The following is a 12,863-nucleotide window of genomic DNA, read 5'->3' as shown; positions in this document are numbered from 1 at the left end:
AATCAGCGGAAATCCCGGTCGTTGACGCCTTCACATTCTTTCAATACGACTCGACATGGCCATGGCGTAAAGCAGCACCGCCGCCGAGGTGGCCAGATTGAGTGATTCAGCCCGCCCGTATATGGGTATGCGAACGATCTGATCCATGGACTGCAGCAACCCACTGGGCAGTCCACGTGCCTCATTGCCGAAAAGCAGGGCCATGGGTTGACCCGACGAGTCCGGCTTGGCCAGGGCACCGCTCGCCATCAAATCAGTCAAGGAGCGGACGGGTTTGTCCGGCGTGCCATAGACATCCGCGGCCACCATGGACCGACCCTGTCGTCTGCACAGGCCCAGGAAGTCTTCGGTGCCCATGCTCATCAGGGGTATATGAAAGGCCGATCCGGCCGTAGAACGAATAACCTTGGGATTGGTGGGTTCCACGCACTGGTCCACCAGGATGACCGCCCGGCAACCGGCAGCATCGGCGGTGCGAATGACGGTTCCGGCATTGCCTGGATCACGAATCTGCCAGAAGGCCGCCACCAGGTCGGGCCCCTCCCCCGGCAAGTGCTGGGGATCCTCAAGATCTGTCGGTTGGACCAAAAATCCATCAGTCCGCGCCTGTGCCAGGATTCCCTGGGCATTGCCGCTGATGGCACGCATGACCCGGGCCGAGACGAAGTGTCCGTAGCAGTCAGGCAGCTCTCGAGCCTGCTCCATGATGGCCCCTACGGTCTCGTTGAGTGGCTGCGGATGGCCGCCCTGGGCTACAGGAGAGGATTCATCCACCTGAATATAGAGGTCGGTCAGCAGGTCGGGACGCCAGCGGACCGCCTCGCGCACGCTCTGCGGCCCCTCTATCAGGAAGCGGCCATGACGCTGCCGGGCCCGCCGATCCTGCAGTTCAGCCAAGCGACGAATTCGTTGGGCACGGGGATTGTCGAGAAGGGATTCATCAAAGGGCATGAGCACAACTCTAACCCCGGCAGTCGAGAGCACGGCTGACGGACCTTCATGAGCCCGCATCTGTGGGAAATTTCACTGAAAGATAAGGTCTGCGCCCCTTGTGCTCGGCGAACAAAAGGCTAGTGTAAAAGAACCGGTCGGGTCGACCACGTCCATTGCTGGTATGGCGCAGACCGACCATGGCACATCTGGCTTGGCCAGAATCATTGTGAGGAGACGATATGCCCGTATACACACTTCCCGATCTGCCCTACGACTACTCGGCACTGGAGCCGTACGTGTCCGGCAAGATCATGGAGCTGCACCATGATAAGCACCATCAGGCTTATGTGAACGGGGCCAACAAGGCCCTGGAGCAGATCCACGACGCGGCCGAGTCCGGCAACGTGGCTCAGTCCAACCTGCTGGAGAAGAACCTGGCCTTCAACCTGGCCGGGCACAAGAACCACTCCATCTTCTGGAAGAACATGGCCCCGGCCGACGGCCAGGAGCCTACTGGCGAACTTAAGGCCGCCATCGAAGACCAGTTCGGGTCCTTCCAGGGCTTCCAGACCTACTTCGAGTCCATGTGCGCAGGCATCCAGGGCTCCGGCTGGGCCGTCCTGGCTTGGGATACCCTGGGCGAGCGCCTGGTCACCCTACAGATGTACGACCACCAGGGCAACCTGCCCGTCACCATCTTCCCGCTGGTCCTGCTGGACCTCTGGGAGCACGCCTACTACCTGGAGTACCTGAACGACCGGGCCAGCTACGTCAAGGCCTGGTGGCACATCGTCAACTGGGAGGATGCTTCCAAGCGCTTCGACGAGGTGCGCAACATCAACACCACTCTGGCCAGGTAAAAGACCAGCGCTTCCAACCACAGGCAAACCTTGGCCCTTTCCCCTCTCTGCGGGAGGTGGAAAGGGCCAGGCTTCCTCTATATCTGAGACCTGCGGAAACCCCTGACGATCAGTTGCCGAAGAAGGCGATGGAGCCGGTCAGCGCAGCCATGGTCAGGGAGATTGCGGGCACAGCCAGACAGATAAGCAGGAAGCCTGCATCACGAGTTCTGACATGGGAAACCCTGGCATGGGTTCGTGGAGTGCTGCCGCCGAAGCCCCGGGCCTCCATGGCCGTGGCCAAGGTCGTCGAACGCCTGATGGACAGGACCAGCAGCGCGAAGGCTTGAGGCATGAAAGCCTTGAAACGATTCTCATCGCCCAGTCCGCGACTGCGGCGCGAGGCCGTCAGGGCCGACCAGTCGTCCTTGAGAACAGTGAAAAGCCGCATGCCGGCCAACCCGCCGTAGACGAAGCGATCAGGCAGGTGGAGCACCTGGCTGAAGGCATCGGCCAGGTCGGTGGCGTCTATTCCCAGCACGGTGATGATGGCGGGGATCCCGATGGCCAGGATTCGCAACGCAGTAGCCAGGGCCAGGTCCAGCGACCGCTGGGTGATGTGGATCATTCCCCACTGCCAGAAGGTGGCGCCGCCGCTCTTGCCATAGAGGATGATTGCCAGGGCCGAACCCGGTGCCCCCAGGAAGATAGGCCAGGTAGACCTGACCACGCGCAGGGGCGTGAAGCCTGCCGCGCCCAGCAGCAGGAACTCCAGGATCAGGGCCGTCGTGGCCGAAACCGGGTCCAGGCTGATCAGCAGGGGCAGAGCCGCCAGAAAGGCCCCGATCAGACGAAAGGCTGGATTGATAGAGGCTATGTATGGCGATCGGCTGGCTGGCTTGACAGGTTCGTCCCGCTGATCCATGGGCGTGACGGTCAGTCTGGCCGCAACAGTCTTGTGGCGAGCCTGCATATCTGACTCGACTGCAGGCCAGACGGCCTTCTGGACTCCCGGAGGCGTCATTTCCACCAGGCGGGCATCCAGGGTCTGAACCAGTTCCCGGTCATGGGTGACCAGAATGATGCAGGCTCCCTGGTCGCGCAGGTCTGCAATCAGCTGGGCCATGCTGACCCAGGTGTTCCTGTCCTGGCCGAAGGTGGGCTCGTCAAGAATCAGCATCTGTGGTGCAGCGGCCAGGGCCGAGGCCACAGTGAGCCGCCGCTTCTCGCCACCGGAGAGCGTGTAAGGGTTGGCGCGGGCGTACTGTCTCAGACTGAAGCGACCCAGCAGCTCCAGGGCGCGGGCCTGGGCCTGGTCCTCGGTCATGCCGGTGCGAATGGGGGCCAGCTTGAGCTCTTCCAGGACCGTGCCCCGGGCAAACTGGTGCTCGGGATTCTGAAAGACATAGGCGATACGCGCGGCCAGCTGGGAAGAGGTCCATCGAATAGGCTCCGGCTCGGTAGGCGTCTGCCCCTGGGGTCCTCGAAGCAGATGGGCATGGGCAAGCACCGAACCGGCCACGGGCTCCAGCAAACCAGCCAGGGTCATGGCCAGCGTGGACTTGCCGGCTCCGTTGGCTCCGACCAGGGCAGTGACCTGCCCGGCCCTGAATTCCAGATCGATGTGCTCGGCCACTGCCTTGCCCTGACGACCAACCGCCAGATCCCGGGCGGTCAACAAGACTTGATGACCATCATGACCGTGGCCGAATTGCCCAGACCGAGCACGTCCAAGCTCAGGGAGCGAATCCTTGGCACTCCTATAGGCCTCAGGAACCCAGATGCCCAGGGAGGCCAGATCCAATCCAGGATCAGTGAAGACCTCCTGGGGGCTGCCGTCGGCCATGATCACTGTCTTGCGATAGGCTGCAACACCCGATCCACCGACGCTGTCTTCAACCTCGCCCAGCCCGAGCACGATGACCCTGTCGATCATATCCATCCAAGGCCCTGCCCGGTGCTCGACCAGAACCATGGTGGAGCCTTGCCGATCCAAGACCTTCCTGACGGCACCGACAATTTGCTTGACACCGACCGGGTCCAGGTTGGCCGTTGGCTCATCCAGCAGAAGCAACCCAGGCTGCATGGCCAGAGCGCCGGCCAGGGCCAGACGCTGCATCTGCCCTCCGCTCAAATGCATGGTGGATCGGGTCAGCTGCAGGTCAGCCAGACCCACCTCGGCCATGGCCTTCCGCACCCGTGGCCAGATCTCCTCGCGGGGCAACCCCATGTTCTCCGGCCCGAAGGCCACATTGTCACCCAGCCGCTGAAAGATGGCCTGAGCATCCGGATCCTGCAGGACCAGACCCACACGCCCACGGCTGGATACGGCGGGATTGCCGTCGATGAGGACCTGACCCTGGGTCACCCCGCCTTCGTCATCCTCGACCTGGTCCTGACCGCTCTGCGGGGCATGATCGCCCAGCAGCCCGGCCACACCCTCAAGGATGGTCGATTTGCCAATGCCGGAGGCTCCCAGCAGAAGCACCCGCTGACCCGCAGGAATACTCAGGGAAAGATCCCTGACAGCAAAGTGGTTCCGATAGGCATGGCGGTACCCCCAACCGCGCAGTTCCAAGGCCGCGGGTTGGTAGGGATTGTCCTGGATGCTCTGGTACACGCCCAGACCTCTACTTCCCGGCCGTCCGAATATCGCGGCCGGAGGCGAAACGGTCCAGAGCCCCGGTGGCGGCAATGGCCTTATAGAGGTACCAAACCAGAACTCCGGCGATCAGCGCGCCCGAAATCAGGGTGGCTATCAGATAGATCACCCCATAGGGGCCGGTCAGGTTGATGGCCTGTAGGTGCGTGCAGAAAGAATACAGCCAGCAGCCGAAACCAGCGGCAGCGCCCGACAGTGCCACCGTGGACATGTTCCAACGCCGGTAGCGCAGCAGCATGAAGACCAGTTCGGCCATGAAGCCCTGAAGCAGACCGATCAGTATGGTCTCCACAGGCACCCAAAGGCTGCCCAGCAGCGACTCCAGGATGGCGGCGACCAGCTCGGCATAGACGGCTGCACCTGGCTTGCGTACGATGACCAATGCCAAGGGCCCGGCGAACAGGTAGAGGCCGTTGAGAATACCGCCCAGACCAGGCACAACCCCGTCCAAGAAGGACCAGGGAATGGTAGTCACCATGGCGACCACCCAGTAGATGACGGCGGAAGCCACCCCGATGACCGAGGCAACAGCGATATCCACCACCCTCCACCGTCTGGAGGGGATCCTGACTTGGGAGGGAGTCTTGTCAGACTCCGACTCCGGTCCGGAAACAGTATTGTTCATGAAATGACCATCAGTCATGATCTTGTGCCTTTCCTCGGGGCGCCCCCTATGAGCGCCATCCCGTTCAGGCACGGGTCCAGTGACATCCGTGCGCCGGCATTACCCGGTAAACGTTCGTCCGGTTGAGGCTGAGCCTCCTCTCAGCCGCACGCCCTTGAGCATACGGCCCCCGTGTCACCTGGCATTCTAGAACATACGATGGTCAAGGGAATCCAGCAGGAGGGCCTCGGTGATGATGTTGTCGACCAGCCCCTGCAGGGAAATGGACTCGTTCGGACTGTGCGCGTTGGACTGGGGATCCTCGGGGCCGGTCACCAGGACCTGGGCCTCAGGGAAGAGGCGCTTGAGTTCGGGGATGAAGGGGATGGATCCGCCCTCGCCCTTGTTGACCGGGTCGCGTCCGAAGGCCTGCCGCATGGCCTCCTCGGCCTGCCGGACCACCGGGCTATCGGCGTCCATGGCCCATCCCATGCCCATGTCGCTGGGGGTGACCTCCACTTTGGCCCCATGAGGGGCATGGGCGACCAGGAAATCAGCCAGAGCCTGCGCGGCCTGCTCAGGCCGTTGGGTGGGCGCAGTCCGCAGCGAAATGCGGAAGCGGGTCTTGTCGGCCAGCACGTTGAAGGAGCCCTCCACCGGATGGGCATCGAAGCCGATCACAGCCGCCGCAGGCTTGGTCCAGAGCCTGGAGGCCAGGGAGTCGGTTCCGGCCAGCCGGTAGGAGTCCACCACGCCGGCATCCGCACGCAGCTGAGCCTGATCCAGGTCACGCTGCAGGCCGCCGACGGGCTGTCCACCCTCCAGGCCGGGCACGGCAAGTTCCCCATGGTCGTCATACATGGAGGAGATCAGCATGGCAGCCAGGGTGTTAGCATCCAGGATGGGCCCGCCGAACTGCCCGGAATGGACCGGGTGCTCCAAGGCTGTGACCGTGACATCCAGGTCCGCATTCCCTCTTAGTGAGGTGGTCAGGCTGGGGGTGTCCGCCGACCAGTTGCCCGAGTCGGCCACGATGATCAGGTCCGAGGCGAAGTCGTCCCGATGAGCTTGGAGGAAGGGGATGAAACTGCGCGAGCCCATCTCCTCCTCGCCTTCGATGAAGACCTTGACGTTGACGTGCAGGTCCTTGCCCAGGGCATGCAGGGCACCCGAGTGGATGGCGATGCCGCCACCGTCGTCGGCCGATCCGCGTCCGTAGAGCCGTCCCTCCTTCTCCACACCGGTAAAGGGATCGGTTGTCCACTGGGAGGGGTCGGGCACCGGCTGCACGTCGTGATGGGCATAGAGCAGAACGGTCGGGGCCTTGTCGTCCACCTGCCGGGATCCGATGACCTCGAAAGCACCAGGGGTCCCGTCAGGATTGGTGGCCTGGACCACACGGGCATCTACACCCACCTGCCGCAGTTGCCCGGCCACATAGTCGGCTGATCGCCGCATGTGATCCCCGGTAATCCCCTTGGCCGAAACCGAAGCCAGGGCGATCTTGTCCTTGAGCAGATCGACGATCCGGCTCCTATCGTCTTGCACACGGGTACGGATCGTCTCCAGGCCCAGTTCCGCCATCATTACCTCCTATAATTGCTTGTGAATCAATGCTTGCGAGTCTAGGCGTCACCGTAACCTGTTCGCATGACATGGAACCCCTTCTCACGCAAGGATCGACGGGACAAAGAGGCGGAGGCGGACCAGACGGCCTCCGCTGAAGAGGCACGAGGCAAGGGACGCCCCACCCCCAAACGCAAACAGGCCGAGGCTAGGAACCTGCGACCGTTGGTCCCCAAGGACCGCAAGGCCTCACGCAAGGCCGCCAAGGCCCGGATTCGGGCCCGTGAGGATGCCCAGTACGAGGCCATGAGGACCGGCGACCTCGACCACATGCCCAAGTCGGAACGCCTCCCTTGGAGGATCTACATCCGTAACTATGTAGATGCCCGTTTCAATCTGCTGGAATGGATATTCCCGGCCATCATCCTTATGTTCGTCGCCACCCTGATGGGCATGTTCGTGGGTCCGCAGCATTATGCCACTTTCACCATGGTGGTGACCATCCTGCTGTATGGCTACCTGATCATTGCCCTGATAGATACCTGGCTGATGTGGCGCAAGCTCAAGCGCCTGCTGATCGACAAGTTCGGCGAGCGCTCGGTGGCCAAAGGTTCACGTTCGGCCTCCTACGCCTGGCAACGTGCCATGATGGTCCGCCGCTGGCGGGTTCCCAAGCCCAATCAGAGCAAGCGCGGGCACTGGCCCGACTGACAAGCGAATCGTCCTGACATACCGAACGATGGACTGGTAGCGCCGCCCGGTGCCCTTTGGGTTCCGGTCGGTTTTTGTACTCACTCCACATTGTGCGAATGCTCTTCATTCTCCCAGCCGGTATGGCTAGCATGGATTCTTATGCAGCAATCGATCAACCAACCCGGCACAGAGTCTCTTGACCCCTGGGATGCCGACAGCCGCCAGTACGACACCATCATCATCGGATCGGGCCCAGGCGGGTATGCCACTGCCCTGCGCACGGCAGAACTGGGCGGACGGGTGGCCCTGATTGAGCAGGACCCTGTGGTTGGCGGCGTCTGCCTGAACCGCGGATGCATCCCTACCAAGGCCCTGCTGACAGCCACCCAGGTTTTGGAACAGGCTAATCTTGGAGCCGCCATGGGTATCAATATCGGGTCGGCCAGCATCGACTACCAGAAGCTCCAGGATTATCAGGACCGTATGGTGGACGCCATGACCGGCGGCCTGGCGAGCCTGCTCAAGCAGCGTGGTATCACCGTGGTGCACGGCCACGGCACCATCGTCCGCGACGGCCTGGTGGAGGTGACCGCTGCTGACGGCAATCGAACCCGGCTGACCACCTGCGATACCATCCTGGCCACTGGGTCTCACGCCAGGCCCTTGGAGGAGCTCCCCTTCGATGATCTGGTCATCGACACGGACAGGGCGCTGACCCTCAAGCCCTTCCCCCGCAGGGCGCTGATTATCGGTTCAGGTGCGGTGGCCCTGGAATTCGCCACCATTTGGAACCAAGCCGGCTGCCAGGTGACCCTGATGGTCAGGCATGACCGGGTGCTCTCCCACTGGGGTCGGCGGACCGGCCAGATCATGACCCGGGAGCTGAAACGTCAGGGAATTCAGATCATTACCCATGCCCGCTGCTCGGGCGGACACCGTCTGCCTGCAGATGGGGGCATGCAGGTCGACTACCAGCCGACCGACGACAAGGGCCAGGCGGGAGCGATCGAGACTGATCTGGTTCTGGTGGCCATCGGCAGGGACCCCAATACGAACCCCGAGCATATGAAGGAGCTGGGCATTGACCTGGACGGGCAGGGCCAGGTCCTGACCGACTCCCAGGGGCGCACCAGCCGTGACCGGGTCTGGGCCCTGGGCGACATCACCCCGGGTCACCATCTGGCCCACAGGGCCTTCCAGCAGGGCATCACCCTGGCCGATGCCGCCTCTGGTCTGGATCCTGAACCTGTCAACGAGGCCACCATCCCCCGCGTGGTCTTCTCCTCCCCCCAGGCCGCAGCTGTGGGCTTCAGCCGGCAGGAGGCCGAGGACGATCCATCGCTGAACCAGGTCAAGGAGACCATCTACCCCATGATGTCCAACTCGCGCATGCGCATGAGCGGCCTGCAGGGCACCCTCAGCCTGATCACCGCCTGCCAAGCCACCGATCTGGAGAAGCAGATAGTCGTCGGTCTGGAGATGGTCTCCCCCCAGGCCTCCGAGAACATCGCCGAGGCCCAGCAGCTGGTGGGCAACCAGATCCCCTTGCACCGGGCGGCCGGGCTCATCCATCCCCATCCCACCTTCTCGGAAGCCATTGGAGAGGCCCTGCTCAAGGCTGACGGCAGACCCCTGAACATGCAGTAGGCATGCGGTAGACTGGTCAACCAGTGAACGTTTCCGAGTGAGGATGGCATGGCTACAGAGGACACCAAGGGCAAAAAAGCAAAAAAGAAGAACAGCACGATCAGTCAGATCGTCAAGATCTACCAATTCACTTACGCAGAGGACAAGGCTCTTCCCTGGCTGCTGGCCGCGGCCATCCTGGTGCCCACACTGATAGCAGTGGTGATCTGCCTGCTTGTTCACTTTGGGGGGCTGTCCTGGATCCTGACCGTGCTTCTGGGCATCATGGTCGGCCTGCTTTTGGCCACCATGACCCTGACCAGGCGCTCCGACAAGGTCGGCTACGCCAAGATGGAGGGCCGTCCAGGCGCTGCCGCCGCCGTGCTGAGCAGCATCTCCAAGGCGGGCTTCTCCTTCCCGCAGGAACCTGTATGGATTGATGCCAAGACCAAGGACGCCGTCTGGAGGGGCACTGGTCGCACCGGGGTCTACCTGATAGCCGAGGGCGACTACAACCGCGTCAACAAGGCCATGAACCGCGAGGAGGAGAAGATCCGCCGCATCACCCGTGGGTCGGCCATCCCCATCTACCGGATCAGCGTGGGCCACGGTCCTGACCAGGTTCCACTCAACAAGCTCCAGCGCACCGTGGTCAAGAAGAAGGTCAAGCTGACCGCCACCGAGTTGGAGACCCTGAACGACCGGCTGGTCACCCTACAAAAGCGGCAGAACGCCCTGGGCATGCCCAAGGGCATCGATCCGACAAAGATACACGTCAGCCGCAAGGCCATGCGCGGGCGCTGATGTTTTGAAGGTCCCGGCATCTCCCCAGGGAGGCGCCGGGACCTTCGCATGAAACACCCCCGTAACCTCAGCGGTGCATTGCCGAAAAAACCGGTCCCCTAGACTGGGTGACCGTTACGGTTTCCACGAAAGGAGCAGTTCAGTGAGCGAACTTAAGTCAAAGGCCGATTGCGAAGCTCTGATAAACCAGGAGGGCGTGGAATATGTCTCAGTCAGGTTCACGGACCTGATCGGGGTCCAGCAGCACTTCACCGTGCCCGCCAGCGAATTCCTCAAAGACGCTTTCACAGACGGCATGGCCTTCGACGGCTCCTCCGTTCAAGGCTTCCAAGCCATCAACGAATCGGATATGAAGCTGATTCCCGATCCAGAGACTGCTTACATGGATCCCTTCCGCCGTCATCGCACCCTGAACGTGGCCTTCTCCATTGTTGACCCGGTGACCGACGAGCCCTACTCGCGCGACCCTCGGCAGATTGCCGCCAAGGCGGAGGCCTACCTGCGCTCCACCGGCATCGCCGATACGGCCTCATTCGCCCCCGAGGCCGAGTTCTTCATCTTCGACAAGGTCCGCTTCGAAAACAGCATGCAGCGCTCCTTCTACGAGGTCGACTCCATTGAGGCTCCTTGGAACTCGGGCGTCGACGTCGAGGAGGACGGCTCCGACAACATTGGCTTCAAGAACCGAGTCAAGAAGGGTTACTTCCCTGTGCCCCCCATCGACCATTACCAGGATCTGCGCGACGACATGGTGGCCAACCTGCAGAAGGTGGGCCTGATTCTGGAGCGCTCCCATCATGAGGTGGGCGGCGCCGGCCAGCAGGAGATCAACTACCGTTTCAACACCCTGCTGCATGCGGGCGACGACCTGATGAAGTACAAGTACGTGGTCCACGAGACCGCCGCCCTGGCCGGCAAAGCAGCCACCTTCATGCCCAAGCCCATCGCCGGGGACAACGGAACCGGCATGCACTGCCACCAGTCCCTCTGGAAGGATGGCAAGCCCCTCTTCTACGACGAGAACGGCTACGGCGGACTTTCCGACATTGCCCGCTGGTATGTGGGTGGCCTGATTGAGCACGCCTCGTCTGTTCTGGCCTTCACCAACCCCTCCACCAACTCCTACAAGAGGCTGGTGCCCGGCTACGAGGCCCCTGTCAACCTGGTTTACTCGGCCCGGAACCGTTCGGCAGCCATCCGCATCCCCCTGGCCGGCACCTCGCCTGCCGCCAAGCGGATCGAGTTCCGCGCCCCCGACCCCTCCTGCAACCCCTTCCTGGCCTTCTCGGCCCAGCTGATGGCAGGACTGGACGGCATTCTCAACCACACCGAGCCCCCGGCCCCCATCGACAAGGACCTCTATGAGCTGCCTCCCGAAGAGCATGCCCAGATCAAGCAGGTGCCCGGCTCCCTGGAGGAGGCTCTGAACGCCTTGGAAGAGGACCACGACTTCCTGAGCGAGGGCGACGTCTTCACCGACGATCTGATCCAGACCTGGTTGGACTTGAAGCGCGGTGAACTGGACCAGACCCGTCTGGCCCCCACCCCCCTGGAGTACGAGCTCTACTTCCACATCTGAGTTCGTATGACGACTGAGGCCGGCTGACCGGCCAGTTCACACATAGGGCCTGATCCTTCATGCCGAAGGGTCGGGCCTCTTTGCGTATCAGGACTATCGGCATCCACCCGTTGATGGCAACACGCCAGCCCCGGCATCCCGGCAGGCGGTCAGGCCAGAATGAGGAGAGGTACGAAAACAGATCCGATGGAGGTGGAAACCGATGCGCTGGCTGCGTGAGTTCACGGAGTTGCCCGTATATCTGCGAGCCATGCTCATCGTGGACCTCATGTGCAACTTCGGCATCGGTCTGGTTATGCCCATCGAACTACTCTTCGCCACCCATTCCCTGGGTGCCACCATGAGCGAGGCCGCCCTCCTGGTGACCATCAGCTCGGTCGGGTCGCTGATCTCCAACCCCATTATCGGCTGGGTCTCGGATCGTCGCTCCTCCTGGCTGGCCATGCACACGGCCATGATCTTCTCGGTCATCGGCCCCCTGATTTTCACCATGGCCCACGACTACCGGGCAGCAGTGGCGGGAGCCTTCGTCTCGGGCTTGGGGATGGGCATGCAGACCTCCTGGGCCAGCATTCTGACGCAGATCTCCACCAGGGAGCAGCACCGGATCGTCTACGGCATCAACCAGGCTGAGCTCAACTTGGGCATCGGCCTAGGAGCTGCCGTGGGCGGACTGCTGGCCGCAGGCGGTCAGGACTTCCTCTATCGCATTGGTTTTGGCGGCAGAGCCCTGGGATTCGCCCTGCTCAGCCTGTCCCTACTGGTCATCGAACACCACTGGCAGCTGCGTCGGCTGACGGCTGAACTCAAGGCCAAGGCAGAGCGGGAGGCCGTCCAGGAATCCGCAGGGGCCACGGGCGCTCTGCAGGCTAAGCAGTCTGACAACAAAGAAAGCATGGCCATCAACGGCACCTTCGGAGGGCGAACCAGCTCACTGACCAGAGTGCTTGCCTCCATGGCCCTGCTGACCCTAGGCACCTTCTTCATGGACCTTTTCGGCTACTCTCAGTTTGACGCCGGTCTGGTCACCACCCTGATTTCGGATCCGCACATCCCACGCTGGTCCCTTTCAGTGGTGGACGTGGTCAACACTTTCTCAGTGGTCATCATGAATATCGTGCTGCTGCCCCGGCTCAAGAACGCCAACCACGTGCGCCTGCTGCGCACCGTGCCGGTCTTCTGGGCTGCGGCATGGGTGATCATCGTCCTTGGCCTGCGCCTGGATTCCACCCCCGGCGCCCTGAGCATAGCCTCCCTGGGCATCACCATTTTCGGACTGGGCGAGGTCATGATGGGCATCTCCCAGCCGGTGGTGGCCGCCGAGCTGGCCGGGCCATCGTTTAGCGGACGCATGTTCGGCCTGCTCAACACAGCTGCCTCCCTGGGCTACATCGTAGGACCCATGTTCGCCTCCTACATCCTGGCCGGACATGAGGTCATCCCCTTCCTGGCCATGTGTGCCATTGGCCTGGTCGTGCTGGCAGTGCCCTGGTTCCTGGCCATCCCATCGCGGCAGATCACCAGCCAGAAGAGCCCGGCCGCCATCTAATCTCAGGC

9 protein-coding genes, 3 pseudogenes and 1 riboswitch are annotated in these 12,863 nt (G+C 62.4%); of the genes and pseudogenes, 6 read left to right on the top strand and 6 right to left on the bottom strand.

What is annotated here, in order from left to right; all coding sequences use genetic code 11:
* Positions 1–30: 30 nt before the first annotated feature.
* Positions 31–951 (bottom strand): TrmH family RNA methyltransferase, encoded by a 921-nt coding sequence (locus J3T93_RS02325; protein WP_267430386.1) that lies wholly within the window; start codon positions 949–951, stop codon positions 31–33.
* 221 nt (positions 952–1,172) lie between these two features.
* On the opposite strand from J3T93_RS02325, the gene J3T93_RS02320 reads away from it, so the two are divergent.
* The gene (locus J3T93_RS02320) at positions 1,173–1,793 is read left to right on the top strand and encodes a superoxide dismutase (RefSeq protein ID WP_024626528.1); all 621 of its coding nucleotides are present in this window, start codon (positions 1,173–1,175) and stop codon (positions 1,791–1,793) included.
* Positions 1,794–1,902: 109 nt separating this feature from the next.
* On the opposite strand, the pseudogene J3T93_RS10010 reads toward J3T93_RS02320, so the two are convergent.
* The 5 genes and pseudogenes from J3T93_RS10010 to J3T93_RS02305 form a co-directional block, all read right to left on the bottom strand.
* Positions 1,903–2,631: pseudogene (locus J3T93_RS10010) on the bottom strand (energy-coupling factor transporter transmembrane component T family protein); the annotation flags it as partial.
* A 357-nt stretch (positions 2,632–2,988) separates the two neighbouring features.
* Positions 2,989–3,381: pseudogene (locus J3T93_RS10005) on the bottom strand (ATP-binding cassette domain-containing protein); the annotation flags it as partial.
* Positions 3,382–3,831: 450 nt separating this feature from the next.
* Positions 3,832–4,392 (bottom strand): annotated as a pseudogene (locus J3T93_RS10000) (energy-coupling factor ABC transporter ATP-binding protein); the annotation flags it as partial.
* Between the two features lie 10 nt (positions 4,393–4,402).
* Entirely contained in the window at positions 4,403–5,077 is a 675-nt protein-coding gene (locus J3T93_RS02310) for an ECF transporter S component (protein WP_267430384.1), read from the bottom strand.
* Between the two features lie 49 nt (positions 5,078–5,126).
* Positions 5,127–5,242: riboswitch (TPP riboswitch) on the bottom strand.
* Positions 5,243–5,245: 3 nt separating this feature from the next.
* A complete protein-coding gene (locus tag J3T93_RS02305) occupies positions 5,246–6,622 on the bottom strand; it encodes a dipeptidase (RefSeq protein ID WP_267430597.1) in 1,377 nt (458 codons plus the stop codon).
* A gap of 66 nt (positions 6,623–6,688) precedes the next feature.
* Here J3T93_RS02305 and J3T93_RS02300 point away from each other — a divergent pair, with 66 nt between their 5' ends.
* From J3T93_RS02300 to J3T93_RS02280, 5 genes are all read left to right on the top strand, one after another.
* A complete protein-coding gene (locus J3T93_RS02300) occupies positions 6,689–7,315 on the top strand; it encodes a DUF3043 domain-containing protein (protein ID WP_267430383.1) in 627 nt (208 codons plus the stop codon).
* Between the two features lie 141 nt (positions 7,316–7,456).
* Positions 7,457–8,944 carry a dihydrolipoyl dehydrogenase family protein gene (locus tag J3T93_RS02295; RefSeq protein ID WP_267430382.1) on the top strand — a complete coding sequence of 496 codons (1,488 nt, stop codon included), beginning with the start codon at positions 7,457–7,459 and terminating at the stop codon, positions 8,942–8,944.
* Between the two features lie 48 nt (positions 8,945–8,992).
* Positions 8,993–9,727, top strand: coding sequence for a DUF4191 domain-containing protein (locus tag J3T93_RS02290; RefSeq protein ID WP_267430381.1), 735 nt, complete (start codon positions 8,993–8,995; stop codon positions 9,725–9,727).
* A 142-nt stretch (positions 9,728–9,869) separates the two neighbouring features.
* Positions 9,870–11,306, top strand: coding sequence for a type I glutamate--ammonia ligase (gene glnA / locus J3T93_RS02285; protein ID WP_024626535.1), 1,437 nt, complete (start codon positions 9,870–9,872; stop codon positions 11,304–11,306).
* A 202-nt stretch (positions 11,307–11,508) separates the two neighbouring features.
* Positions 11,509–12,855 (top strand): MFS transporter, encoded by a 1,347-nt coding sequence (locus J3T93_RS02280; RefSeq protein ID WP_267430380.1) that lies wholly within the window; start codon positions 11,509–11,511, stop codon positions 12,853–12,855.
* Positions 12,856–12,863 lie beyond the last annotated feature (8 nt).

This window comes from Bifidobacterium sp. B4111, from assembly GCF_026537235.1.
GTDB lineage: Bacteria > Actinomycetota > Actinomycetes > Actinomycetales > Bifidobacteriaceae > Bombiscardovia.
Note: the sequence above shows the minus strand (reverse complement) of the source record. Positions and strands in the feature narration are given on the sequence as shown.

Excerpts from the sequence above, each read along its gene's own strand:
- J3T93_RS02325 (WP_267430386.1), bottom strand. The coding sequence starts at position 951 with ATGCCCTTTGATGAATCCCTTCTCGACAATCCCCGTGCCCAACGAATT.
- J3T93_RS02320 (WP_024626528.1), top strand. The coding sequence starts at position 1,173 with ATGCCCGTATACACACTTCCCGATCTGCCCTACGACTACTCGGCACTG.
- J3T93_RS02310 (WP_267430384.1), bottom strand. The coding sequence starts at position 5,077 with ATGACTGATGGTCATTTCATGAACAATACTGTTTCCGGACCGGAGTCG.
- J3T93_RS02305 (WP_267430597.1), bottom strand. The coding sequence starts at position 6,622 with ATGGCGGAACTGGGCCTGGAGACGATCCGTACCCGTGTGCAAGACGAT.
- J3T93_RS02300 (WP_267430383.1), top strand. The coding sequence starts at position 6,689 with ATGACATGGAACCCCTTCTCACGCAAGGATCGACGGGACAAAGAGGCG.
- J3T93_RS02295 (WP_267430382.1), top strand. The coding sequence starts at position 7,457 with ATGCAGCAATCGATCAACCAACCCGGCACAGAGTCTCTTGACCCCTGG.
- J3T93_RS02290 (WP_267430381.1), top strand. The coding sequence starts at position 8,993 with ATGGCTACAGAGGACACCAAGGGCAAAAAAGCAAAAAAGAAGAACAGC.
- J3T93_RS02280 (WP_267430380.1), top strand. The coding sequence starts at position 11,509 with ATGCGCTGGCTGCGTGAGTTCACGGAGTTGCCCGTATATCTGCGAGCC.